Annotated in this window: 19 protein-coding genes; 14 read left to right on the forward strand and 5 right to left on the reverse strand. The window is 71.0% G+C overall.

The window, feature by feature from the left end; all coding sequences use genetic code 11:
• Positions 1–119 precede the first annotated feature (119 nt).
• From ACIRPU_RS35265 to ACIRPU_RS35275, 3 genes are all read right to left on the reverse strand, one after another.
• Positions 120–2,681 (reverse strand): SpoIIE family protein phosphatase, encoded by a 2,562-nt coding sequence (locus tag ACIRPU_RS35265; RefSeq protein WP_403874702.1) that lies wholly within the window; start codon positions 2,679–2,681, stop codon positions 120–122.
• Positions 2,682–2,835: 154 nt separating this feature from the next.
• On the reverse strand, positions 2,836–5,259 hold the full coding sequence (locus ACIRPU_RS35270) for an MFS transporter (protein ID WP_403874704.1): 2,424 nt from the start codon (positions 5,257–5,259) through the stop codon (positions 2,836–2,838).
• A 153-nt stretch (positions 5,260–5,412) separates the two neighbouring features.
• Positions 5,413–5,856, reverse strand: a complete 444-nt coding sequence (locus ACIRPU_RS35275; RefSeq protein WP_384121258.1) for an SRPBCC family protein — start codon at positions 5,854–5,856, stop codon at positions 5,413–5,415.
• 201 nt (positions 5,857–6,057) lie between these two features.
• Here ACIRPU_RS35275 and ACIRPU_RS35280 point away from each other — a divergent pair, with 201 nt between their 5' ends.
• The 3 genes from ACIRPU_RS35280 (at position 6,058) to ACIRPU_RS35290 (ending at position 9,283) form a co-directional block, all read left to right on the forward strand.
• The gene (locus tag ACIRPU_RS35280; RefSeq protein ID WP_384121260.1) at positions 6,058–7,101 is read left to right on the forward strand and encodes an Rv2578c family radical SAM protein; all 1,044 of its coding nucleotides are present in this window, start codon (positions 6,058–6,060) and stop codon (positions 7,099–7,101) included.
• 148 nt (positions 7,102–7,249) lie between these two features.
• A complete protein-coding gene (locus ACIRPU_RS35285) occupies positions 7,250–8,827 on the forward strand; it encodes an alpha/beta hydrolase (RefSeq protein WP_403874707.1) in 1,578 nt (525 codons plus the stop codon).
• 57 nt (positions 8,828–8,884) lie between these two features.
• Positions 8,885–9,283, forward strand: a complete 399-nt coding sequence (locus ACIRPU_RS35290; protein ID WP_403874709.1) for a RidA family protein — start codon at positions 8,885–8,887, stop codon at positions 9,281–9,283.
• A 34-nt stretch (positions 9,284–9,317) separates the two neighbouring features.
• Here the strand turns inward: ACIRPU_RS35290 and ACIRPU_RS35295 are convergent, their stop codons facing one another.
• A complete protein-coding gene (locus tag ACIRPU_RS35295) occupies positions 9,318–9,893 on the reverse strand; it encodes an adenylosuccinate lyase (protein ID WP_403874711.1) in 576 nt (191 codons plus the stop codon).
• Between the two features lie 435 nt (positions 9,894–10,328).
• On the opposite strand from ACIRPU_RS35295, the gene ACIRPU_RS35300 reads away from it, so the two are divergent.
• From ACIRPU_RS35300 to ACIRPU_RS35345, 10 genes are all read left to right on the forward strand, one after another.
• Positions 10,329–12,134: a 3-hydroxyacyl-CoA dehydrogenase family protein gene (locus tag ACIRPU_RS35300; protein WP_403874713.1), complete on the forward strand. Its 1,806-nt coding sequence runs from the start codon at positions 10,329–10,331 to the stop codon at positions 12,132–12,134.
• A 136-nt stretch (positions 12,135–12,270) separates the two neighbouring features.
• Complete coding sequence (locus ACIRPU_RS35305; RefSeq protein ID WP_200839964.1) at positions 12,271–13,086, forward strand: TetR family transcriptional regulator; 816 nt, start codon at positions 12,271–12,273, stop codon at positions 13,084–13,086.
• Positions 13,087–13,517: 431 nt separating this feature from the next.
• On the forward strand, positions 13,518–14,855 hold the full coding sequence (ccrA, locus tag ACIRPU_RS35310) for a crotonyl-CoA carboxylase/reductase (RefSeq protein ID WP_384121271.1): 1,338 nt from the start codon (positions 13,518–13,520) through the stop codon (positions 14,853–14,855).
• Between the two features lie 17 nt (positions 14,856–14,872).
• On the forward strand, positions 14,873–16,900 hold the full coding sequence (locus ACIRPU_RS35315) for a protein meaA (protein ID WP_403874716.1): 2,028 nt from the start codon (positions 14,873–14,875) through the stop codon (positions 16,898–16,900).
• Positions 16,897–17,856, forward strand: a complete 960-nt coding sequence (locus ACIRPU_RS35320) for a CoA ester lyase (RefSeq protein WP_057606081.1) — start codon at positions 16,897–16,899, stop codon at positions 17,854–17,856. The genes ACIRPU_RS35315 and ACIRPU_RS35320 overlap by 4 nt, the downstream gene beginning before the upstream one ends.
• A gap of 2 nt (positions 17,857–17,858) precedes the next feature.
• The gene (locus tag ACIRPU_RS35325; RefSeq protein ID WP_355705893.1) at positions 17,859–18,371 is read left to right on the forward strand and encodes a MaoC family dehydratase; all 513 of its coding nucleotides are present in this window, start codon (positions 17,859–17,861) and stop codon (positions 18,369–18,371) included.
• 2 nt (positions 18,372–18,373) lie between these two features.
• Positions 18,374–19,579 (forward strand): acyl-CoA dehydrogenase family protein, encoded by a 1,206-nt coding sequence (locus ACIRPU_RS35330; protein WP_355705801.1) that lies wholly within the window; start codon positions 18,374–18,376, stop codon positions 19,577–19,579.
• 170 nt (positions 19,580–19,749) lie between these two features.
• A complete protein-coding gene (locus ACIRPU_RS35335) occupies positions 19,750–20,406 on the forward strand; it encodes a phosphatidylserine decarboxylase (RefSeq protein WP_020125547.1) in 657 nt (218 codons plus the stop codon).
• 22 nt (positions 20,407–20,428) lie between these two features.
• The gene (gene pssA / locus ACIRPU_RS35340) at positions 20,429–21,247 is read left to right on the forward strand and encodes a CDP-diacylglycerol--serine O-phosphatidyltransferase (protein WP_351766078.1); all 819 of its coding nucleotides are present in this window, start codon (positions 20,429–20,431) and stop codon (positions 21,245–21,247) included.
• A gap of 207 nt (positions 21,248–21,454) precedes the next feature.
• Complete coding sequence (locus ACIRPU_RS35345) at positions 21,455–22,681, forward strand: alpha/beta hydrolase (RefSeq protein WP_403874719.1); 1,227 nt, start codon at positions 21,455–21,457, stop codon at positions 22,679–22,681.
• A 7-nt stretch (positions 22,682–22,688) separates the two neighbouring features.
• Here the strand turns inward: ACIRPU_RS35345 and ACIRPU_RS35350 are convergent, their stop codons facing one another.
• The gene (locus tag ACIRPU_RS35350) at positions 22,689–23,807 is read right to left on the reverse strand and encodes a glycerate kinase (RefSeq protein ID WP_403874760.1); all 1,119 of its coding nucleotides are present in this window, start codon (positions 23,805–23,807) and stop codon (positions 22,689–22,691) included.
• Between the two features lie 212 nt (positions 23,808–24,019).
• Here ACIRPU_RS35350 and ACIRPU_RS35355 point away from each other — a divergent pair, with 212 nt between their 5' ends.
• Complete coding sequence (locus tag ACIRPU_RS35355) at positions 24,020–25,108, forward strand: ADP-ribosylglycohydrolase family protein (RefSeq protein ID WP_403874721.1); 1,089 nt, start codon at positions 24,020–24,022, stop codon at positions 25,106–25,108.
• The last annotated feature ends 21 nt before the right edge of the window (positions 25,109–25,129 follow it).

Here is a 25,129-nt window from a genome sequence, read left to right on the forward strand (position 1 = left end):
CGTGAGTGACGGGCGAGTACGGTCTATCGCTCCCGGGTCGGCGCGACAAGCGCGGTGCGCATTCCTTCACGCCGCGTTCGAGATCCGTCCGCCGCCCGGCGCACCCCGGCCGGTCGCGCTCAGCGCCCTGCGGGGCGGCGCGGGAGCGTCAGCTCGAACCACACGGACTTCCCCGCGGCCGTACGGCTGGCGCCCCACTCACGGGCCAGCGCGCTCACCACGCGCAGCCCTCGGCCGGCTTCGTCGCCGGGCCCGGCGTTCAGCAGGGTCGGCAGTTCGTGGTCGTCGTCCTCGACCTCGCACCGCAGCGTGTCGCCGCGGACGAGGCGCAGGGCCACCGGGCTCCGGCGGGAGTGCCGTACCGCGTTGGTGACGAGCTCGCTCACCATGAGCTCGGCGGCGTCGGCAAGCTTCGTCAGGCCCCAGTCGTGGAGCTGTTCGCGCACCACCGCGCGGGCCCGGCCGACCGCCGCCGGGTCCAGGGGGAGCCGCCGTTCGGCGACGTCGTCCGGCTCGATGCCGTTGAGACGCGCCATGAGCAGGGCCACGTCGTCCTTGCGGTCGCCGCGGCCCGCCTTGGAGAAGGTCACGGCGAGGGCGCGGATGATGGTGTCGCAGGCGTCGTCCATGGAGGCGGCCGGGTGGGCGGCGGATGCGCAGAGGGTCGCGAGCCCCACGCCGATGTCCTCGCCGCGCACCTCCACCAGCCCGTCGGTGCACATCACCAGCCGGTCGCCCGGCTCCACGCGCACGCGTACCGCCTCGAAGGGCACCCCGCCGACCCCGATGGGCGCGCCGGTGGGCAGGTCGAGGAGTTCGCTGCGGCCGTCGAGGGCACGCACCAGCACGGGCGGGATGTGGCCGGCGTTGGCGAGGTGCAGCTCGCCGACGATCGGGTCGTAGACGGCGTACAGGCAGGTCGCGAGGTAGCTGTCGCCCAGCCGTTGCGCCAAGTCGTCGAGGTTGCGCAGGAGTTGGGCGGGTGGCAGGTCGAGGGCGGCCATGGTCTGCACGGCCGTCCGCAACTGCCCCATCATGGCGGCGGAGTTGAGCCCGTGTCCCATGACGTCGCCGACGACGAGGGCGGTGCGGGCGCCGGGCAGCTTCACCGAGTCGAACCAGTCGCCGCCGACCCGCCCGAGCAGCGTGCCCGGCAGATAGCGGGTGGCGATGTCACAGCCCGCCATGCGCGGCGGGATGTGCGGCAGCATGCTGTCCTGGAGGGTCTCGGCGACGCTCTCCTGGTAGGTGTACATGCGCGCGTTGTCGAGCACGAGGCCCGCGCGGGCGGCGAGTTCGGCGCCGGTGACGCGGTCCATGTCGTTGAAGAGGGCGCGCTCGGGGTGGCGCAGCAGGATCATGAAGCCGAGGACGACGTTACGGGCCTTCAGCGGGACGACCAGCATGGACCGGCCGGTGATCAGCGGCCGGATGTCGCGCTTGTCGAACTGCGAGGCGATGGCGTGGCCCATCTGCTCGCTGATGCGCGGCACGAGCACGGGCTGCCCGGTCGTCATGCACTGGAAGAACGGGGTGTGCGCGGGGAACGGCATGGCCTCGCCGACGGGTACGACGTCGTCCCAGCGGCCGGGTTCGTCGGTGTGCTCGAGGGCGACCCGGTGCCACATGGTGGTCGTGTCCGGCACGCCGTCGGGAAAGCCCTCGCCGGCGACGACCTGTTCGCGCAGATAGGTGCCGGCGACGTCGGTGAAGCGCGGGACGACGGCTCTGCTGACCTCGTGGATCGTGCGGGAGAGGTCGAGGGAGGTGCCGATCTTGCCGCTGACCTCGTTGAGGAACTCCAGCCGCTCGCGGACGGCGACGTACTCGAGGTCCTCGCCCTCGTCGACGAGCTCTTGCGGTAGGGGCATCCCTTCGGCCACGGCGCGGGCGGCCCGCTCGCGGCGCGCTCTGCGCTCGACGCGCCGGGCCACGCCCCAGTCGGGGGTCACGGGCACCCGCTCGTTCTGGCTGAACTCCAGTACGGGATAGCCGAGTTCGAGGATCTGCGCGACGATGCGGGCGCTTTCGCCGACGCTCATGCTGGGCAGGATCTCGGGCAGCCGCCGGGCGAGGTCCGCGGCGCCGGGGAAGTCGGTGTGCAGTGCGAAGGCGGGCGCGATGCGTTCGACGGCCAGCGGGTCGACCGGTTCGTCCTGGTGCAGTCCCGCCGCGTCCGCAGCCAGCACCAGCAGCCGTTCCGTGCCCGGCCCGACCAACGGGTACGCCCACCACAGCACGTCGACCCGACCACGGTCGCGGTCCTGGCCGGGCACGGTCAGCCGGGCCCGTCCGGCGGCCGGGTAGCCGAGGCCCCGGTCGAGCGAGGAGTCGAGGCCGGGCCCGAGGCCGTCGTAGGCCGCCCAGTCCCCGTAGCCGTCGTATCCGCCGCCGGGAAGGTCGTCGTCGGGCTCCGGAAGCGCGCCGGAGACGGGGAGCAGGTCGATCGCGGGCCGGCCGATCGCCTCCTCCTTGACGACGCCGAAGAGCCGGCGTGCGCCGGTGCTCCAGTGGGAGACGAGTCCCTCACGGTCCACCACGACCACGGCCAGGGGGACGCGCCCCGCGTCGGCGGGCCCAACCCCACCCTCCGGGCGGGGGGACGCCTCTCGCGCTTCGCTCGCCGCGCCGCTCCCGGCTCCGCGGCTGGGAGGTACGTCCCTCTCGATGCCACGGTCCATGGCCCAGGCCCTCTCTCCCCAGAGCTGTGCAAGATCTGTCCCGCCGTCACCACCGTACGGCGCACGTCGGTCGGCATGTGCGGCAATCCTGGAATTGGTTTCGGCGGGGCGCGCCGGGGTACGCCGCACGTCCCGGCGTCCGCTCCCGGCGGGATCAGCCCTCGTGGCCGAGCTGGAGGTCGCGTTCCGTGCGTCCGCCGCCCGCCACTTGGAAGGCCGTGGCGACCGGCGGGTAACCGGCGGCGATGACGGTGTACTCGCCGCAGGAGCGGTCGACGAAGCGGAAGGTGCCGTCGGGGCCCGTGGTGAGGGTGTCCACGACGTTGCCCGCCGCGTCCAGGAGGGTCACCCGCGCGTCCTCGACGGGCCGCCCGCCGGTGGCCCGGACGGTGCCGCGCAGCAGGGCGCCGTGGGCGAGTTCGACGTCCTGGCGGGTCTCGCGGGCGGCCTGGACGCTGACCGCGACGGCGGCCGGGCGGAAGGCGGGCGCACCGGCGGCGAGGGTGTACTCCCCGGCGACGAGCTCGGTGATGAGGTAGTCGCCGTCACGGCCGCTGCGGGTACTGGCGACGACCTCGCCGTGGACATCGGTGAGGGTGACGGTGGCCTCCCGCACCGGGGAGCCGTCGACGGTCACGACGCTCCCGGCCAGGCGTCCGGCGCCGCCGAGGACGACGTCGAGTTCGACGGGACACTCGCCGACGGTGACGGAGACGGCCCGCGGCTGGTGGCCGCCGGCGGCGGCGATCAGGACGTACGCCCCGGGGCCGGGCGCGGCCAGCGCGAACCGTCCGTCCTCGCCGCCGGCGTCCCGGCCGATCTGCTGCCCGCTCACGTCGATGAGCGTGAGCGCCGCGCGGGCCACCGCGGTCCTGTCGGAGTGCCGCACCGTGCCGTGGACGGGGACGCCGACGGTGTGCGGCACGTGCAGCGCGAGGGTCTGCGGGACCCCCGTCCTCCCCGGCGCGGGTTCCGTCTCGGCGGCGGGGTGGGACGCCAGCGGTTTCTCCTCGAGGAAGAAGGCGATGAGCAGGCCGAGGACCAGCACCGGCACGAGGTAGAGGAAGATCCTCGGCATCGCGTCGGCGTAGGCGCGGATGTAGGCGTCGCGCAGCTCCGGTGGCAGGGCGTGGACGAGCTGCGGCGTGAGGGACTCGGGGTCCGGCAGGCCGGCGCCGGTGCGGGCGGGCAGGCGGGTGTGCAGGGCGTCGGCGAGCCGGTCGGCGAAGAGCGTGCCGAAGACCGCCGCGCCGACACTGCCGCCGATCTGCCGGAAGTAGGTGTTGGCGCTGGTGGCGGTGCCGAGGTCGGCGGGGCGCACGGAGTTCTGCACGGCGAGGACGAGGACGGGCATGACCAGCCCGATGCCGGCGCCGAGGACGGCCATCCACAGGCTGTACTGGAGCCGCGGTGTGTCGACCTCCAGCCGGGACAGCAGCCACATGCCGAGGGCGGCGAGGGCGCTGCCGAGGACGGGATAGATCCGGTAGCGGCCGGTGTGCGTGATGAGCTGGCCGGAGAGCACCGAGGCGCCGACGATGCCGCCCATCATGGGCAGCATCAGCAGCCCCGACTCGGTGGCGGTGGCCCCGTCGACCATCTGGAGGAAGGTCGGCAGATAGCTCGCGGCGCCGAACAGCGCGACGCCGATCACCAGGCCGACCAGTGCGGTGACGTTGAAGACGGAGTCCCTGAACAGCCTCGGCGGGATGAGGGGTTCGGCGGCGGCGCGCTCCACGGCGAGGAACAGGACGGCCGAGGCGGCCGCTCCCGCGCCGAGGCCGAGGATGACGCCGGAGTCCCAGGCGTAGGTGGTGCCGCCCCAACTGGTGAGCAGGACCAGGCAGGTGGAGGCGGCGGCCAACAACAGGGCGCCGAGGACGTCGAATCGGGGCTTCGCCGTCGGCTTCGGCAGCTTCAGCACGACGGTGACGACGGCGAGGGTGACGAGGCCGAAGGGGACGTTGACGTAGAAGCACCAGCGCCAGGAGAGGTGGTCGGTGAAGTAGCCGCCGAGCAGCGGTCCGGCGACCGAGGCGAGGCCGAAGGCGGCGCCGATGAGGCCCATGAACCGGCCGCGCCGACGCGGCGGCACGATGTCCGCGATGATCGCCTGCACGCCGATCATGAGTCCGCCCGCGCCCGCGCCCTGGACGGCGCGGAAGGCGATCAGCTGGTCCATGGTCCGGGCCCGCCCGGCGAGCGCGGAGCCGATGACGAAGACGACGATCGCGAACTGGAAGACGCCCTTGCGGCCGAGGAGGTCGCCGAGCTTGCCGTAGACCGGCAGTCCGACGGTGGCGGTGAGCAGGTAGGCGGTGATCGCCCAGGACATCCGGTCCAGGCCGTGCAGTTCGCCGACGATCTTCGGCAGGGCGGTGGCGACGATCATCTGCTCCAGGGCCGCGAGGAGCAGTGCGAGCATCAGGGAGAAGAGGAGCAGTGCGAGCATCAGGGAGAAGAAGATCAGCCGCACCCGGGGGCGGGCGGGTTCCGTCGTGCCGGCCGGCGTCGGCGGCCGGTCCTCCGCGACGGGTGCCGTGACCGGCTCGTCCTGTGCCGGCGTGGTCCGCCCCATGTGCCGTTCCCCTCGTCGCGCCTGCCACCCAATTCCCGCGTAAAGCGACAACTACGAGCAAGCGCGACGAGTTACGCCGCCATCCCGGTCACAAGTGAGATCCACCCGAACCGGTGAAGGGAGACAACGCGCGCGGAGCGCAGGGGTGTTGCTCTACTTCTCGACCTCGGTGGCGAGGTTGGCGAGGATCAGGTCGTAGATCCGGTTGAGGCCCTTGGGCGCGAACGCCTTCTCGAAGAAGCCGCCGATGCCGCCGGCGCCGTTCCACGTGGTGGTGACGACGACGCGGGACCGGCCCTCGCCCGCCGGGGTGACTCGCCAGACGGTGACCATCGAGGAGTTGCGGTCCTTCTCGACGAGCTCGCCGTCGGTCGGCTCGGCGACCTCCAGGAGGCAGTCGCGGACGCGCTTGCTGGTGGCCTGGAGCTTCCAGTGGACGAGGGTGCCCTCGCCGTCGCCGCCCTCGCGCACCTCGTACTCGCTGAAGTGCTCGGGCAGCAGCTTCCCGCGCGCGCCGCTGTAGTCGGCGATGGTGTCGAACACCTTCTCCGGGTCAGCGGCGACGACCCGCTCGGTGGTGGCCTCGACCTGCGCCATGGGGTTCCTCCACGTCTGTGTTGCTCAGGGTTGTTCGGGGTTCCTCAGGTTCGGGGCAAGCCAACCACCCCGGTCCACGGCCGCCCAAATCGGGGTCCCGGAACCGATCGCGGGGCGATCGAAAAGGGCTGCCGAGAGGCCCCTCGCACGATCATGGGAACACATGTTCTATTGTGGGGGCAGTGCTACCGAGGAGGCGTCATGCGCTGGGACAACCTCACCGTGGAGACCCGCCACGACCGGCCGGCCGATGCCGCGCTGTTCGGCGCGGACGCGGTCACGACCAGGACGTTCGACACGCCCGAGTTCGCCGGCATCACCTTCCACGAGATCCGGGCCCGCTCGATCCTCAACCGGGTGCCGGGGGCCTCCCGGATGCCGTTCGAGTGGACGGTGAACCCCTACCGGGGCTGCACGCACGCGTGCGTCTACTGCTTCGCCCGCAAGACGCACAGCTATCTCGACCTCGACACCGGGACCGGCTTCGACACCCAGATCGTCGTCAAGGTGAACGCGCCGGACCTGCTGCGGCGCCAGCTGGCCTCGCCGCGCTGGCACGGGGAGCACGTCGCGATGGGCACGAACGTCGACTGCTACCAGCGCGCCGAGGGCCGCTACCGGCTGATGCCGGGCATCCTGTCCGCCCTGCGCGACCGGGCGAACCCCTTCTCGATCCTGACCAAGGGCACCCTGATCCTGCGCGACCTCGACCTGCTGCGGCAGTCCGCCGAGGTGACCGACGTCGGCGTCTCGGTCTCCGTCGGCTTCACCGACACCGAGCTGTGGCGCACCGTGGAGCCGGGCACGCCGGCCCCCCAGCGGCGCCTGGACGTCGTCAGGACCCTCACCGACCACGGGATCGACTGCGGGGTGCTGATGGCGCCGGTGATCCCGTTCCTCGGCGACGAGCCGGAGCAGCTGCGCGCCACCGTGCGGGCGATCGCGGCCGCCGGCGCGACCTCCGTCACCCCGCTCGCGCTGCATCTGCGCCCCGGCGCCCGCGAGTGGTTCATGGCCTGGCTCGGGCAGCACCACCCCTACCTGGTGCGCCGGTACGAGCGGCTGTACGCGGACGGCGCCTACGCCCCGAAGTGGTACCAGCGGCGGATCACCCGTCAGGTCCACGAACTGGCCGAGGAGTACGGGATCGGCCCCACGCGCGCGGGGATGCCCCGCCGGATCCCGCGGCCCGAGCCGGAGGAGGAGCCGGCCGGGTCCGGGCCGACCCAGCTCTCGCTGATCTGAGCGCGTTCGAGCGCATCCGGCGACCCGAACGGGTCAATCGACGCCGGAACGGGTTCTGACGGGCGCTCTTCTCGGGACGATGCGGCAAGGGCCGTGACGTGTGCGGTCCGACCACCTCCGGCCCCTCACGTCGTTCCGGGAGCACTCCATGAACCCACGCGCAGCCGTGCTGTGCGCTGCCGCCCTCGTCGTGGCCGGGACGGTCACGGCCGCGCCCGCCGGCGCGAGCCCCTCGCACCCCGCAGAGCCCACCCGCGCGGCGGCGCCCGTCTGGAAGAGCTGTGCCACCACCGGGCAGCCGACGCTCCAGTGCGCGTCCCTGAAGGTGCCGCTCGACCACGCGCGGCCGAGCGGGGAGCAGATCACGCTGACGCTGTCCCGCGTCCCGCACACCGCGAAGACGTACCAGGGCCCACTGCTGGTCAACCCCGGCGGCCCCGGCGGCCGGGGGCTGAGCCTCGCCGCCTTCGTCGCCTCGGCGCTGCCGAAGGCCGTGTCGGCCCAGTACGACGTCATCGGCTTCGACCCGCGCGGGGTGGGCAGGAGCACGCCCGCGCTGGACTGCGCGCCCGGCCACTTCGCCTCCGTGCGCCCGGACTCGGTGCCGGACACCGAGGCGATCGAGAAGGCGAACGTCGCCCGCGCGCGGTCCTTCGCCACGGCCTGCGCCAAGAAGTACGCGCGCGTGCTGCCGTACATCGACACGGTCAGCGCCGTACGGGACATGGACGCGATCCGTGCCGCGGTCGGCGCGCGGCGGCTGAACTACTTCGGCTACTCGTACGGCACCTACCTCGGCGCGGTGTACGCCAAGCTCTACCCGCAGCGGGTACGGCGCCTGGTCCTGGACTCGATCGTCGACCCCACGGGCGTCTGGTACGAGGACAACCTCACCCAGGACCTGGCCTTCAACGACCGGCACCGCGCCCTGATGGCCTGGATCGCCAGGTACGACACGACGTACCGGCTCGGCACCGACCCGGAGCAGGTCGAGACCAAGTGGTACGCGATGCGGGCGGCCCTCGGCGAGAAGCCGGCCGGCGGCCGGGTGGGAGCCTCGGAGCTGGAGGACACCTTCCTGCCCGGCGGCTACTACAACGGCTACTGGCCGCACCTCGCCGAGGCGTTCGCGGCGTACGTGCACCGCAAGGACACCGGCCCGCTGGTCGAGGCGTACGAGAACTTCGCCGCCGTCGACGCCGCGGGCGACAACGGCTACAGCATCTACACCGCGGTGCAGTGCCGTGACGCCCTCTGGCCGCGCGACTGGGACGAGTGGCGCACGGACAACTGGTCGGTGTACGCGAAGGCGCCCTTCATGACCTGGAACAACGCCTGGTACAACGCGCCGTGCGCGTTCTGGCCGACCGGGTCCGTGGGGCCGGTGAACCTCATCAACGGCGCACTGCCGCCCGCCCTGCTGTTCCAGGCGACGGACGACGCGGCCACCCCGTACGAGGGCGGTGCGACGGTCCACGCGCTGCTGCGCGGCTCGAGCCTCGTCGTCGAGGAGGGCGGCCAGAACCACGGCATCACGCTGAGCGGGAACACCTGCCTGGACAAGCACCTGGCGGCGTACCTGGCCGACGGCACGGTGCCGCGCGGGACCGGCGGGGTCGACGCGGTGTGCAAGGCGCAGCCCGACCCGAAGCCGTCGGCCTCGAAGGTCGCCGCACGCACCGCCCACGGCTCGGCGCTGCACGGGCTGCTGGGGTTCCGTGGCTGAGCGGTGAGCGGCGACCCCGTCGGGGGCGTTGTCGGACCCGTGGTCCACCATGGGCACATGAGCGAACCGACCAGGATCTCCGCCCCCGACGGAGTCGCCGCCGCGGCCCAGTACTCGCATGTCGTCATGGGCAGCGGCCGTTTCGTGGCCGTCGCCGGTCAGCTCCCGCTCGACGAACACCGCAGGCTGGTCGGCGAGGGCGATCCGCAGGCCCAGGCCCGACAGGTCTTCGAGAACCTGCGCCGCTGCCTCGCCGCGGCCGGCGCGACCTTCGACGACGTCGTCAAACTCACCTATTTCGTCACGGACATGGCCCATATGCCCGCGATCCGGGCGGCCCGCGCCGCCCACATACCCGACGACCGTCTCCCCGCCGCCTCGGCCGTACAGGTCGCCGCCCTGGTCCACCCGGACTTCCTGATGGAGATCGAGGCCTTCGCGGTGCTGGGCGAATGACTCCCGCGACCGCCCTCGGGCCGGCCGGTGCCCCTCACCGCTGTTCGGGGATGCGCGCCAGTGCGTGCACCGCCGCCTCCGCCAGGGCCGGGTGGGCCAGGGCGTCGTTGAGCACCGGTCGGGCGCGGTCGTCGGCCAGGGCGCCCAGTCCTTCCACGCAGGCGAGGGCCACCCGGCGGTGGGGATCGTGCGGGCGCAGGCGTCGCCGCAGGGTCGTGATCAGCGCGGGCACGGACTCGGGTGCGCGCAGGTCCACCAGCAGCCGGACGGGGTGCAGGGCGTAGGCGACGCGCAGTTCGTTGGTGGCCAGGGCGGCCGCGGCACGGGCGGTGCGGGGATCGTCGAGCCGGGTCAGCGCGTGGGCGGCGGAGGCGCAACGCGGCGGATCCCGGTGGTTGAGCAGCAGGACGAGCGCCTCGAAGGCGCGGCGGTCCCCGGCGCATCCCAGCCGGAACGCGGCCAGCTCGCGGGCCCAGAGCGGCTGCCCCGACTCGGTGAGCACGCCCGCCAGTTCGTCGTGGTCCGAGGTGCGCGCCAGCCGCTCGTAGGCCGCCGTCGCGCCGGACTCGCGCCGTAAGCGCTCCGTGAGTGATCGCAACTCTTCGTCCATGTGCCGAGCGTAGGGGCTGGACCGGGCCCGGAGGCGCAAACCGGGCACCCGGTCCGCCCGGCCCGGTGGGGACGTTCGAGCGAAACAGGTCACAGCCCCAGGGGCTGGCGCGCTCGTTACCCACCGGTTAAGCTCATACGAGCGAGTTACCCACTCGCATCACCTCCTCGCGGTGGCCTGGTGACGCAGTCGCCGCGAGAAGTCGGTTCGGTGCCACAGGTACCGCTGTACGACCCGGCCACGGGACAGGGCCGGTCGGATCTCCCGTTCGCTCGGGGCGTGTGCACGCCCTCGGCGACGGCACCGGGCGTGTGCGCTCGTCAGCCCGGCAACACCCGCAACTCCTTCACCGCACCCGGTGCGCCCAGGCCTCGCAGAGGCCGTTCGGCGTACCCGGGGGCGTTCCCAGTCGTCACTCATTCCTGGAGTCCCGCGATGGCCGCTCCCCTGTCCGACACCCCTCTGTCCCCGCTCCAGACGATCGCCGTCATCGGCCTCGGCACCATGGGCACCGGCATCACCGAGGTCCTGGCGAAGGCCGGGCGCGAGGTGATCGGCATCGACATCAGCGAGGCCCAGGCCGCGCGGTCCCTCGCCGCGGTGGAGGCTTCCACCGCCCGTGCCGTGCAGCGCGGGCGGCTCACCGAGCAGGAGCGCACGGCGCTCCTGGCCCGCGTCCGCGTCTCCACCGACCTGCGCACGGCGGCCGACGCCGACCTCGTCATCGAGGTGGCGCCGGAGTCGTACGAGATCAAGCAGCAGATCTTCCGCGAGCTGGACGGGCTGGTGCGGCCCGAGACCATCCTCGCCACCGGCACCAACGCGCTCTCCGTGACCCGGCTCGCCGCCGACTCGGCGCGTCCGGAACGGGTGTTGGGCCTGCACTTCTTCAACCCGGCGCCGGCCATGAAGCTGGTCGAGGTCGTCTCCTCGGTGCTGACCGCGCCCACCGCGGTCACCGCCGTCACCAACCTCGCCCTCGACCTCGGCAAGGAGCCCGTCGCGGTCGGCGACCGCCCCGGCTTCGTCGCCGACGGCCTGCTGTTCGGCTACCTCAACCAGGCCGCCGCGATGTACGAGGCCCGGTACGCCTCCCGCGAGGACATCGACGCCGCGATGCGGCTGGGCTGCGGACTGCCGATGGGCCCGCTCGCCCTGCTCGACCTGATCGGCGTGGACACGGCCCGTACGGTCTTGGAGGCCATGTACTCCGAGTCCCACGACCGGCTGCACGCCCCCGCGCCGATCCTCAAGCAGCTCAGCGAGGCGGGCCTGACCGGCCGTAAGTCGGGCCGCGGCTTCTACACCTACGACGCCCCGGGCAGCGCCACGGTCGTCCCGGACGCGCTGACGCCCCTGTCCGGCGCCGGCGGGACGCCCGGCCGTGCGGTCGGCTCGGTCGGCGTCGCCGGCTCCGGCACCATGGCCTCCGGTATCGCCGAGGTCTTCGCCAAGGCCGGCTACGACGTCGTCCTCGCCGCCCGCAGCGAGGAGAAGGCGCAGACCGCCAAGGCGAGGATCGGCAAGTCGCTCGCCCGCTCCGTCGACAAGGGCCGGCTGACCGCGGAGGCCGCCGCCCAGATCCTGGACCGGATCACCCCGGCCGGCTCCTACGACGCCTTCGCCGACGTCGACCTGGCGCTGGAGGCGGTCGCCGAGGACCTTGAGATCAAGCAGCAGCTGTTCGCGACGCTGGACAAGGTGTGCAAGCCCGGCGCGGTCCTCGCCACGACGACCTCCTCGCTGCCGGTCGTCGCCTGCGCCCGCGCCACCTCGCGCCCGCAGGACGTGATCGGGATGCACTTCTTCAACCCGGCGCCCGCGATGAAGCTGGTCGAGGTCGTGCGCACGGTGCTGACGGCCGACGACGTCCACGCGACGGTCCGCGAGGTGTGCGGGCGGATCAAGAAGCACGCGGTGGACTGCGGAGACCGTGCGGGCTTCATCGTGAACGCGCTGCTCTTCCCGTACCTCAACAACGCGATCAAGATGGTGCAGGAGCACTACGCGTCCCTGGACGACATCGACGCGGCGATGAAGCTGGGCGGCGGCTACCCGATGGGCCCCTTCGAGCTGCTGGACGTCGTCGGACTCGACGTCTCGCTGGCGATCGAGAAGGTGCTGCACCGCGAGTTCCGGGACCCGGGTCTGGCTCCGGCCCCGCTGCTGGAGCACCTGGTGGCCGCGGGCTGCCTCGGCCGTAAGACGGGCCGCGGCTTCCGCGAATATGCCCGCCGCTGACGGGACCGGCGAACGGCTGCACGCGGACGAGGACTGGGGCGGGCTGCTCGACCCCGTCCTCGGGCCCCCGCCCGCGCAGGGCGGGGGAAACCCCGGACAGGCGCACCGAGCTGCGCACATGCAGTACGTTCGGGTCATGCCCCAGCCCGCCAGGTCCTCACGTACGCCAGCCACGCCCGACGCGCCGGAGAGTGCCGCGGGCAGCCGCGCGGCAGCCCAGCGACTCAAGATGCGCCGAGAACTGGCGGCCGCGGCGATGGAGCTGTTCGCGACCAAGGGGTACGAGGCGACCACCGTCGACGAGATCGCGGCCGCGGCCGGCGTCGCTCGTCGCACCTTCTTCCGTCACTTCCGCTCCAAGGAAGAGGCGATTTTCCCCGACCACGACGACACCTTGATCCGGGCGGAGGCCGTGCTCAACGCGGCCCCGGCGCACGAGCATCCGCTCGACACGGTGTGCCGGGGCATCAAGGAGGTCATGAAGATGTACGCGGCCCGGCCGGAGATCTCGGTCGCCCGCTACAAGCTGACGCGCGAGGTGCCCACCCTGCGCGAGGCGGAGATCGCGTCGGTGGCCCGCTACGAGCGCCTCTTCACCCGTTACCTCCTCGGCCACTTCGACGAGCACGCCCACGACGACGACGCCAACGACGATCCGCTGCTCGCCGAGGTCGCCGCGTCGGCCGTGGTCACCGCCCACAACCACGTGCTGCGGCGCTGGCTCAGAGCCGGCGGCCAGGGCGACGTCGAGACCCAGCTCGACCACGCCTTCGCGATCGTGCGGAAGACGTTCGGGACGGGCATCGGAGCCGGCCGCAGCAGCGCCGGCGCCCCTCAGCCCGCCCCGGCGGCGGTCTCCGCACAGGGCGAGGTCCTGGTGACGGTCGCCCGCACCGACGCCTCGCTGGACGAGGTCATGCGCACCATCGAGCAGGCTCTCAAGGAGCGCTGAGCAGCCCGCGGAACCCCTTTCACGCTGTGACGACGGCCACCCCACCGGGTGGCCGTTTTGGCATGTCAGAGGCCCTTTTCACGCACATTTCAGAGGCCGTTCGATCGATCATCGCTCATGTGTTACGTAAAGATTTCAGCTGAGACCAAGTTCTGGCACTCAGTGCCTTGCGGGGTGACACGCGGTGTCATACGTTGAAGGTGTCCGGGCGGCCGGCGTGCAGAGACCTTTCGTACGTCGGCTGTCCCCGCAAACTCAAGGTCTGCGCGCCCGGACGCCTGCGTCACAGGCAACCTCCCGCGCCACAAAGCGCTGCCGAACAGCACATCCGCCGAACCGACGGCACGTTCACCCACACCCTCAGCAGCAACCGACGTAACCCTCAGTGCCCCGCTCTCAGGGCGCTCACCGCCGGAGGCAACACCGTGACCATGCAGAAGATCCTGGACGCGATCCAGTCGCCGGACTCGACCCCGGACGACTTCGCCGCTGTGCCGCTCCCCGAGTCGTACCGCGCGATCACCGTGCACAAGGACGAGACGGAGATGTTCTCCGGGCTCGAGACCCGTGACAAGGACCCCCGTAAGTCGATCCACCTCGACGAGGTGGCCCTGCCCGAGCTCGGCCCGGGTGAGGCCCTGGTGGCCGTCATGGCCTCCTCGGTCAACTACAACTCCGTGTGGACCTCGATCTTCGAGCCGGTCTCGACGTTCTCCTTCCTGGAGCGCTACGGCAGGCTCAGCGAGCTCACCAAGCGGCACGACCTGCCGTACCACATCATCGGATCCGACCTGGCGGGCGTCGTCCTGCGCACCGGGCCGGGCGTCAACGCCTGGAAACCGGGCGACGAGGTCGTCGCGCACTGTCTGTCCGTCGAGCTGGAGTCGTCCGACGGCCACAACGACACGATGCTCGACCCCGAGCAGCGCATCTGGGGCTTCGAGACCAACTTCGGCGGCCTCGCGGAGATCGCCCTGGTCAAGTCCAACCAGCTGATGCCGAAGCCGGACCACCTGTCGTGGGAGGAGGCGGCGGCCCCCGGGCTCGTCAACTCCACCGCCTACCGGCAGCTGGTCTCCCGCAACGGCGCCGGCATGAAGCAGGGCGACAACGTCCTGATCTGGGGCGCCAGCGGCGGACTCGGCAGCTACGCCACGCAGTTCGCGCTGGCGGGCGGCGCCAACCCCATCTGTGTCGTGTCCTCGCCCCAGAAGGCGGAGATCTGCCGGGCCATGGGCGCCGAGGCGATCATCGACCGCACCGCCGAGGACTACCGGTTCTGGAAGGACGAGCACCACCAGGACCCGAAGGAGTGGAAGCGTTTCGGCAAGCGCATCCGCGAGCTCACCGGCGGCGAGGACGTCGACATCGTCTTCGAGCACCCCGGCCGGGAGACCTTCGGCGCCTCCGTCTACGTCACGCGCAAGGGCGGCACGATCGTCACCTGCGCCTCGACCTCCGGCTACAACCACGAGTACGACAACCGCTACCTGTGGATGTCCCTGAAGCGGATCATCGGCTCGCACTTCGCCAACTACCGCGAGGCCTGGGAGGCCAACCGGCTGGTCGCGAAGGGCAAGATCCACCCGACGCTGTCGAAGGTCTACTCCCTGGAGGAGACCGGCCAGGCCGCCTACGACGTGCACCGCAACCTCCACCAGGGCAAGGTCGGCGTCCTCGCGCTGGCGCCCGAGGAGGGGCTGGGCGTGCGCGACGAGGAGAAGCGCGCCCTGCACATCGACGCCATCAACCGCTTCCGCAACATCTGAGACACCCGGGGTCATAGATGACTGAGCGTCAGAAGGACCGGCCGTGGCTCATGCGCACGTACGCCGGTCACTCCACGGCCGAGGCGTCCAACGAGCTGTACCGGCGCAACCTCGCCAAGGGCCAGACGGGTCTGTCGGTCGCGTTCGACCTGCCCACCCAGACCGGCTACGACTCCGACCACGTCCTCGCCCGCGGCGAGGTCGGCCGGGTCGGCGTGCCGGTGGCCCATCTCGGCGACATGCGCAGGCTGTTCCAGGACATCCCCCTGGACCAGATGAACACCTCGATGACGATCAACGCCACCGCCATGTGGCTGCTGGCGCTCTATCAGGTCGTCGCCGAGGAGCAGGGCGTGGACATCACCCTGCTCCAGGGCACGACCCAGAACGACATCGTCAAGGAGTACCTGTCCCGCGGCACGCACGTGTTCCCGCCGGGGCCGAGCCTCCGTCTCACGACGGACATGATCGCGTACACGGTCTCCCACATCCCGAAGTGGAACCCGATCAACATCTGCAGCTACCACCTGCAGGAGGCGGGCGCCACGCCGGTCCAGGAGATCGCGTACGCGATGTCCACGGCGATCGCCGTGCTGGACGCCGTCCGCGACTCCGGACAGGTTCCGGCCGAGAAGTTCGGCGATGTCGTCGCCCGTATCTCCTTCTTCGTCAACGCGGGCGTCCGCTTCGTCGAGGAGATGTGCAAGATGCGCGCCTTCGGCCGCATCTGGGACCGGATCACCCGGGAGCGCTACGGCATCGAGGACGCCAAGCAGCGTCGTTTCCGCTACGGCGTCCAGGTCAACTCCCTGGGCCTGACGGAGGCGCAGCCGGAGAACAACGTCCAGCGGATCGTCCTCGAGATGCTCGCCGTGACGCTGTCGAAGGACGCACGCGCGCGTGCCGTGCAGCTCCCCGCCTGGAACGAGGCCCTGGGCCTGCCCCGCCCCTGGGACCAGCAGTGGTCGCTGCGGATCCAGCAGGTCCTCGCCCTGGAGAGCGACCTGCTGGAGTACGAGGACATCTTCGAGGGCTCGAAGGTCATCGAGACCAAGGTGGGCGAGCTGGTCGAGGAGTCCTTCACGGAGATCGAGCGGATCCAGGAGATGGGCGGCGCGATGGCCGCCGTCGAGTCCGGCTACCTCAAGTCGCAGCTCGTCTCCTCGCACGCCGAGCGCAGGGCCCGGATCGAGTCCGGGCAGGAGAAGATCATCGGCGTCAACATCTTCGAGACGACCGAGCCCAACCCGCTCACCGCGGATCTCGACACGGCCATCCAGACCGTCGATCCGGCGGTCGAGGCCCGTGTCATCGCCTCCCTCCAGCACTGGCGCGACACGCGCTACCAGCCGCCCTTCAACCACCCGCGCCCGTGCAAGGCGCTGGAGAAGCTGAAGGAGGCGGCGAAGGGCACCGCCAACCTCATGGAGGCCACCCTGGAGTGCGCCCGCGCCGGGGTCACGACCGGCGAGTGGGCCGGGGCGCTGCGCGAGGTGTTCGGCGAGTTCCGTGCCCCGACCGGCGTGTCGTCGGCGCCGATCGCGGTCCCCGTCGAGGAGGGCTCGGCGCTGGCCGAGGTCCGCCGCAAGGTCGATCGGACGGCCCAGGACATGGGCGTCGGCAAACTGCGCTTCCTGGTCGGCAAGCCGGGCCTGGACGGGCACTCCAACGGCGCCGAGCAGATAGCGGTGCGGGCCCGGGACGCCGGCTTCGAGGTGATCTACCAGGGCATCCGGCTGACGCCCGAGGAGATCGTGGACGCCTCGCTGGAGGAGGACGTGCACGCCGTGGGCCTGTCCATCCTCTCCGGCTCGCACGCCCAGCTGGTGCCCGACGTCCTCGAACGGCTGCGTGTGGCCGGTGCCACAGACATCCCGGTGATCGCCGGTGGCATCATCCCGAATGGAGACGCCGAACGGCTCAGGGCTGCCGGCGTGGCCGCGGTCTTCACCCCGAAGGACTTCGACATCACCGGAATCATCGGCCGCATCGTCGACGAGATCCGGAAAGCGAACAAGCTCGACCCCCTGGAGGTCCCCGCATGACCGTCAACCGTCTGCGTCCCCGCCGCTCGTGTCTCGCGGTCCCGGGCAGCAACCCCCGCTTCCTGGAGAAGGCGCAGGGCCTCCCGGCGGACCAGGTGTTCCTCGACCTCGAGGACGCGTGCGCGCCGCTCGCCAAGCCCGAGGCGCGGCACACCATCGTCAAGTTCCTCAACGAGGGCGACTGGACGGGCAAGACGAGGGTGGTCCGGGTCAACGACTGGACGACCGAGTGGACGTACCGCGACGTCGTGACGGTGGTCGAGGGAGCCGGACCCAACCTCGACTGCATCATGCTGCCGAAGGTGCAGAACGCCCAGCAGATCGTCGCGCTGGACCTGCTCCTGACGCAGATCGAGAAGACCATGGGCTTCGAGGTCGGCCGCATCGGCATCGAGGCGCAGATCGAGAACGCGCAGGGCCTCAACAACGTCAACGAGATCGCGCAGGCCTCCCCGCGCATCGAGACGATCATCTTCGGCCCGGCCGACTTCATGGCGTCGATCAACATGAAGTCGCTGGTCGTGGGCGAGCAGCCGCCCGGCTACCCGGCGGACGCCTACCACTACATCCTGATGAAGATCCTGATGGCCGCCCGCGCCAACGACCTCCAGGCGATCGACGGCCCCTACCTCCAGATCCGCAACGTCGACGGCTACCGCGAGGTCGCCGGACGCGCGGCCGCCCTCGGCTTCGACGGCAAGTGGGTGCTGCACCCGGGCCAGGTCGAGGCGTCCAACGAGATCTTCTCGCCGTCGCAGGAGGACTACGACCACGCCGAGCTGATCCTGGACGCGTACGACTACTACACGTCCGAGGCGGGCGGCAAGAAGGGCTCGGCGATGCTCGGCGACGAGATGATCGACGAGGCCAGCCGCAAGATGGCGCTGGTCATCTCCGGCAAGGGACGCGCCGCCGGCATGCAGCGCACCGGCAAGTTCGAGATCCCGGAGGCGTGACGATGCAGTTCGGACGCACCTACGAGGAGTTCGAGGTCGGGGCGGTCTACAAGCACTGGCCCGGGAAGACGGTCACGGAGTACGACGACCACCTGTTCTGTCTCCTCACCATGAACCACCACCCGCTCCACATGGACGTCAACTACGCCGAGAACACGACGGACTTCGGCAGGAACGTCGTGGTGGGGAACTACATCTACTCGCTGCTCCTCGGCATGTCGGTGCCGGACGTGTCCGGCAAGGCGATCGCCAACCTGGAGATCGAGTCGCTGAAGCACGTGGCGCCGACCTTCCACGGCGACACGATCTACGGCGAGACCACCGTGCTCGACAAGACGCCCTCCCGGTCGAAGAACGACCGCGGGATCGTCTACGTGGAGACCAAGGGCTACAAGCAGGACGGCACCCTGGTCTGCGTGTTCCGCCGCAAGGTGATGGTGCCGACCGAGACGTACATCAAGGAGCGCGGCGGCGAGCAGCCCGGCCGGCCCCAGCTCAAGGAGCAGGAGAAGTAGCCATGGCGCGACTCGCCCAGACCGCCGGTCTGACCGACATCCAGCAGGAGATCCTCTCCACCGTCCGCGACTTCGTGGACAAGGAGATCATCCCGGTCGCGACCGAGCTGGAGCACCGTGACGAGTACCCGCAAGCGATCGTCGACGGCCTCAAGGAGTTGGGCCTGTTCGGCCTGATGATCCCCGAGGAGTACGGCGGGCTGGGCGAGTCGCTCCTGACGTACGCCCTGTGCGTCGAGGAGATCGCCCGCGGCTGGATGTCGGTCTCCGGCATCATCAACACGCACTTCATCGTGGCGTACATGCTCAAGCAGCACGGCACGCAGGAGCAGAAGGACCACTACCTGCCGAGGATGGCGGCCGGTGACATCCGCGGCGCGTTCTCCATGTCGGAGCCGGCTCTCGGCTCGGACGTGTCGGCGATCACGTCGAAGGCGGTGAAGGACGGCGACGAGTACGTCCTCAACGGCCAGAAGATGTGGCTGACGAACGGCGGGACGTCGTCGTTGGTGGCCGTTCTGGTCCGAAGTGACGAAGGACACCCCGAGGGCACCGCCCCCCACAAGTCGATGACGACCTTCCTGATCGAGAAGGAACCCGGCTTCGGCGAGGTCCGCCCCGGCCTGACCATCCCGGGCAAGATCGACAAGATGGGCTACAAGGGGGTCGACACCACCGAGCTGATCATGGACGGCCTGCGCCTTCCCGCCGATCGCGTGCTGGGCGGGGTCACCGGCCGAGGTTTTTACCAAATGATGGACGGGGTCGAGGTGGGCCGCGTCAATGTCGCGGCGCGTGGCTGCGGCGTCGCCCAGCGTGCCTTCGAGCTGGGCGTCTCGTACGCCCAGCAGCGGCACACCTTCGGCAAGCCGATCGCCCAGCACCAGGCGATCCAGTTCAAGCTCGCCGAGATGGCTACCAAGGTCGAGGCCGCCCATGCCATGATGGTGAACGCCGCACGCAAAAAGGACTCGGGGGAACGAAACGACCTTGAGGCAGGGATGGCGAAGTACCTCGCCTCCGAGTACTGCAAGGAGGTCGTGGAGGATGCCTTCCGGATCCACGGAGGCTACGGCTTCTCCAAGGAGTACGAGATCGAGCGCCTCTACCGCGAGGCCCCGATGCTGCTGATCGGTGAAGGCACCGCAGAAATCCAGAAAATGATCATCGGGCGCAGGTTGCTCGAGGAGTATCGGTTCCAAGGCTGATTGTCCGGGTTGGGGGTGTTTTCTTCGAGAAGAAGATCACACCCCGTCAACTTCCCCCTGCCGTCGACTCGGCTTCCTTGCTTACCCAGTTGTGGCCCCGAACCGCTACGATCGCGGAAAGCCGCCGTCCCCCCGTCGAAGCGCGGCATCATCCGCTACGAAGGTCATCCATGCCCCACAGCCAAACCTCTGCACACCGCGACAGCCTGGTAGGCGCACGCCTCGCGCGCGGAGCATCGCCGTGGCTCCTGCCGACCGTCGCCACCGCAGCCGTCAGCCTGCTGCGCGCCCGCCGCTCGGGCGCCGCCAAGGCCGTCGCCGTGCCCGCCACCGCGCTCGCGGCGGGCATGCTGTGGTTCTTCCGCGACCCCGAGCGCGAGATCGCCTCGGGCCGGGTCATCTCCCCCGCCGACGGTGTGGTGCAGAGCATCATGCCGTGGAAGGACGGGCGCACCCGGGTCGCGATCTTCATGAGCCCGCTCAACGTCCACGTCAACCGCGCGCCGCTGGCCGGCACCGTGACGTCGGTCGAGCACATCCCGGGCGGGTTCGTGCCGGCGTTCAACAAGGAGAGCGAGAACAACGAGCGCGTCGTCTGGCACTTCGACACCGAGCTCGGTGACATCGAGATGATCCAGATCGCCGGCGCCGTCGCCCGCCGCATCGTCCCCTACATCCCCGAGGGCACGAAGGTCGAGCAGGGCGAGCGGATCGGCCTGATCCGCTTCGGTTCGCGTGTCGACATCTACCTCCCCGAGGGTGTGGACGTCGCGGTCGAGGTGGGGCAGAAGACCGTGGCAGGGGTGACTCGCATTGACCGTGATTGACCCGGAGACCCAGGCGGGCTGGGTGCCCGAGGCCGACGAGGTGGACGACGAAGAGGAGATGCCTCTCTCTCTGCGTCTGTCGATAGCGGACACCCTCACCCTCGGCAACGCAACGTGCGGATTCATGGCGGTGTACTTCACCACCACCGGCATCCTGATCCCGCACCTCACCGGAAGCCAGGAATCCGGCATGGCCCGCCACAGCGCGGCCACGGCGGTCATCCTGATGCTGTGCGCGGCGGTCTTCGACCTGTTCGACGGCCTGGTCGCACGCAAGCTCCGTTCCTCCCCGATGGGCGCGGAACTGGACAACCTCTCGGACCTGATCAGCTTCGGCCTGGCCCCGGCGTACTTCGTCCTGGTCTACGGCATGGTCGCGGACGACGCCCACCAGCGGGTGGCGGCGGTCGGCGCGATCGTGGTGCTGCTCGCGGTGGTGCTGAGGCTCGCGAGATTCTCGTGCGTCACCGTCAAGGACGGCACCTTCCAGGGCATGCCGTCGCCGTTCGGCGCGCTGACGGTCGTCTCGATCGTGCTCCTCGAGCTGCCGTTCGTCGCCACGCTCATGGCGATCATCGGCACGGCCTGGCTGATGGTGAGCCGGGTCGAGTACCCGAAGCCGCGGGGCCGCCTCGCCGGCGCGATGCTCTCCTGGATCGTGCTGTCGATGGGCCTGCTGGCGGCCTGGGCGTTCGACGCCCCGAGCGGTCAGCTCCTGCTCCAGACCGGTTGCGCGCTGCAACTGGTCATGGGCGCGGTCATCCCGCTGTTCGCGACGGCCCGCCGGGTGAACAACTTCCGCGGCAACCGCCGCGAGGCGCGGGCGGCACAGCTGCCCTGACCTTCGTTCCACCGTCTGACGGGTGCGGCCCGGACCTTCGCGGTCCGGGCCGCACCCGTTTCGCGTTCAAGGACGTCCGTCGTGTGCCCTTGCCTCGTCAACTACCGACGATCCGGGCGCGGTTGCAGAGCGTGAGGAAGGAGAGGACGGTAAAGAGAGGGGGGATTGTACGAGAATCACCCCCTTTGCACCCCTCGGGAGACGGCCATGGTCTCACTCGTTCTCAAGGAACATCTGGTACCGCACACCTCGAAGATCCCCGCGAACTACGGAGACCCGGTGCTGCTCGCCGTCCGGGAGTACGACGGCACCCACGGCAGCAACCCGCACAAGCCGGTCCTCATGCTGCACGGCAGAAGCGTCCCGGCACTGGCGGGCTTCGACCTGGCGCCGGTACCCGGCGGGCACGCCACCCGCTACAGCTGGGCCCAGGAACTCGCGCAGGACGGTTACGACGTCTTCGTCATGGATCTCCAGGGGTCCGGGCGGTCGACCCGCCCGAAGGTGATGGACGAGCCGTGCAACGCCAACCCGACGCAGCAGCAAGCCGTCCTCGTCCCCAACCCGCTCCCGGAACCCTGCTCCAGCCTGCCCCCGTACGCGCACGAGCTGGGCAATTCGGAGAGCGAGGCGGCGGAGCTCGAAGCGGTGGTCAAGTACATCAGGGCCGTGCCCGGCCTGGACAAGCCGATTCGTTTCGTCGGCTGGTCCGCGGCCGCGCTCGTCATGGGCCCCTACACGCTCCGCCATCCCGAGGACGTCGAGAGCCTGTTCCTGCTCGCCCCGGTGTTCCCGTCGAAGGGGCGGTGGTCGGAGAAGCCCGCCGATCCCTTCGGACGCCCCTCCGATGCCTCGACACTGCCCGTGTCCAAGCCGCCCAACCTGTTCGGCTTCCCGATGCACGTCGCGGGCAAGACCGGGTTCAAGGCGTCGCTGGTGAGCACCCCGGCCCTGTGGGAGCCCGGCATCGACGAACGCGCGTGGGACGCGTGTGTGCAGGACGACCCCCTCGCCGCCAAGTGGGGCCCCGAGGAGGCGCCGGGCGTGTACGAGGGCGTCCTGCGGTACCGGAACACGTACTCGTGGGGCTGGAACAGCAAGACCGCGGTGTACGAGAACCCGGTCGGCACGCGGGTGCTCGGCAAGCGGATCCCCGTACTCATCGCCTACGGGGAGCTGGACCGGACGGCGAACAGCCCCGCGACGTTCCCGGACATCCTGCGCTTCTCCGTGCCCGCCCTCTACGACGCCGTCAAGGGACCGCAGACGCTGATGTTCTGCCTGGCCGGCGCGGGCCACTCACTGGTCTGGGAGACCACCGCGCAGACCGTCCACCACTTCTCGAAGCAGTGGTTCAAGAACGGCAAGGTGGAGGGCCTCGCCAACGGCAGCTACTTCAGGGAGACCGACGGCGATCTGATCCCCCTGCCGTAGCCCCCGCTCAGCTCAGGAAGTCGCGGCCGATCTGTTCCGCCACCCGCTCCAGGATCGGCCCGGCGTCCGAGATGCACCTCGCGATGTCCGGCTCGGCGTCCGTCAGCGGATACGCGCGGCGGATGCCGGCCCGGCCCAGCGCCGCCGGCGGCAGGGCGAGGCGGCCGCAGACGGCGACGACGTCCTTGCCGGCCGCCCGGGCCGCCGCGGCGACGCCCGCGGGAGCCTTGCCGTGCAGGGTCTGCTCGTCCAGCGAGCCCTCACCGGTGATCACCAGCTCGGCCCGCTCGAGCGCCGACGCGAAGCCCAGCACGTCGAGCATGACGTCGATGCCGGCGCGGAACCGGGCGCCGACGAGCAGCGCCCCGTAGCCGATGCCGCCCGCCGCGCCCGCGCCCGGCGCGGCGGCGTACTCGGCCGCCTTCGACCCGAGCTCCGCCTCCAGCACCTTCGCGTAGTGCGTGAGCGCCGCGTCCAGCGCCTCCACGTCGTCCGGCGAGGCGCCCTTCTGCGGGCCGTACACCGCCGGTGCGCCCTTGGGGCCGGCCAGCGGGTTGTCGACGTCGCTCGCCAGGACCAGTTCCACGGCGGCCAGCCGGGGATCCAGCTGCGACAGGTCGGCGCGGGTCAGCTCCGCGAGGCCGCCGCCGCCCGGGGCCACCGGCTCGCCGTCCCCGTCGAGGAACCGCGCGCCGAGCGCGGACAGCATGCCCGCGCCGCCGTCCGTGGTGGCGCTGCCGCCGACCCCGAAGACGATCGTCCGCACACCCGCGTCCAGCGCGGCCCGCAGCAGCTCGCCCGAGCCGTACGTGGACGCCGTGAGGGGTGCGAAGACCCCGGCCGGGAGCCGCTGAAGGCCGCTCGCCTCCGCCATCTCCACGACCGCGGTGTCGCCGCGTACCGCGAACGCGGCGGTCACCTCCTGCCCGAGGGGCCCGGCGACCCGGACCTCCCGGCGTTCGAACCCGGCCGCGACCGCCGCGGCGACGGTCCCGTCACCGCCGTCGGCGACGGGCAGGGCCTCCACCTCGATGTCCGCCACCGCCCGGCGCAGCCCCGCCGTCACCCGCTCGGCGACCTCCACGGCCGTCAACGAGCCCTTGAACTTGTCCGCGGCCACGAGCACCCGTCGGGTGCCCCGCGCTGGAGCGTCCGTCACTCTGCCATCCCCTTGCTCTCCGGGCCCCACGCACGTCAGGGCCAGTCGCGCCGCTGCGACCTTAACCGGAAGGCGGGCCCGCCGTCATGCGGAGCCCGGACCCTGGAACAACCCTGAGCGGCGCCTGTGGCGCCGTCGAAGCCCTCGCGAGTGTCCGCGCGATCGGGTAGACCGGACCCATGACCCCTGTGGGCGGCGAGCCCGAGCTCGCCGACCGCGTCCTCGGGGGCTGGCTGGGCCGGATCGCGGGCAACATGCTCGGCAAACCGGTCGAGCAGGGCGACCTGTGGACGCGCGAGCGCATCGACCGCTATCTGCGGCGGGCCTCCGCCCTGCCGCTCACCGACTACCTGCCCGAGCCGGCCACCGAGGAGGACGGCCTGCGGCTGCGCCCGGAGTGGCGGGCGTGCGTGCGCGGCCGCATCCACGGCAGCTGCCGCGACGACGACGTCGACTACGCGATCCTCGGCCTCGACCTCCTGGAGACCCACGGCTTCGGCTTCAGTACCGAGCAGGTCGGCGACCTGTGGCTGCTGCGGCTGCCGTACCTCCAGACGTTCACCGCCGAGCGGGCCGCCTACCGCAACCTCACGGCCGGGCTGAAGCCGCCGCTGACGGCGACGTACGACAACCCGTACCAGGAGTGGATCGGCGCCCTGATCCGTGCCGACATCTACGGCTGGACCTGCCCGGGCCTCCCCCGCCGCGCGGCCTCCCTGGCCCGCCGGGACGCGGTCCTCTCGCACACCGGCAACGGCGTGTACGGAGCGATGTTCGCGGCGGCGCTGATCTCGGCGGCGTTCACCGCGCCGACGGTGCGCCACGCGCTGGACGAGGCGCTGGCCGTCGTCCCGGCGAGCTGCCGGCTCGCCCGGACCGTCCGCCGGGTGGCCTCCCTCCACGACACCCGCATGACCTGGGAGGACACGCTCGCCACGGTGACCGAGGAGACGGCGGGCCTGGGCTGGATCCACACCGTCCCGAACGCCGCCGTCCTCACCGCCGGACTGCTCTACGGCGACGGCGACTTCACCCGGACCGTCACGCTCACCGTGCGCGGCGGCCTGGACACCGACTCCAACGGCGCGACGGCCGGTTCGGTGGCCGGTGTCCTGACCGGCGCCTCGGCGATCCCGCCCCAGTGGACGGAGCCGCTGGAGGACACCGTGCGCAGCGCGGTGTTCGGCTTCGACGGCGCGCGCATCAGCGAGCTGGCGCGGCGGACGCTGCGGCTGGTCGGCGCGCGGGACCGGCCGGCGGAGAGCTGAGCCGGTACGCGGCCTGCCCGG

Origin of the sequence: Streptomyces sp. NPDC102259, assembly GCF_044766465.1 — a bacterium.
Taxonomy (GTDB): Bacteria; Actinomycetota; Actinomycetes; order Streptomycetales; family Streptomycetaceae; genus Streptomyces.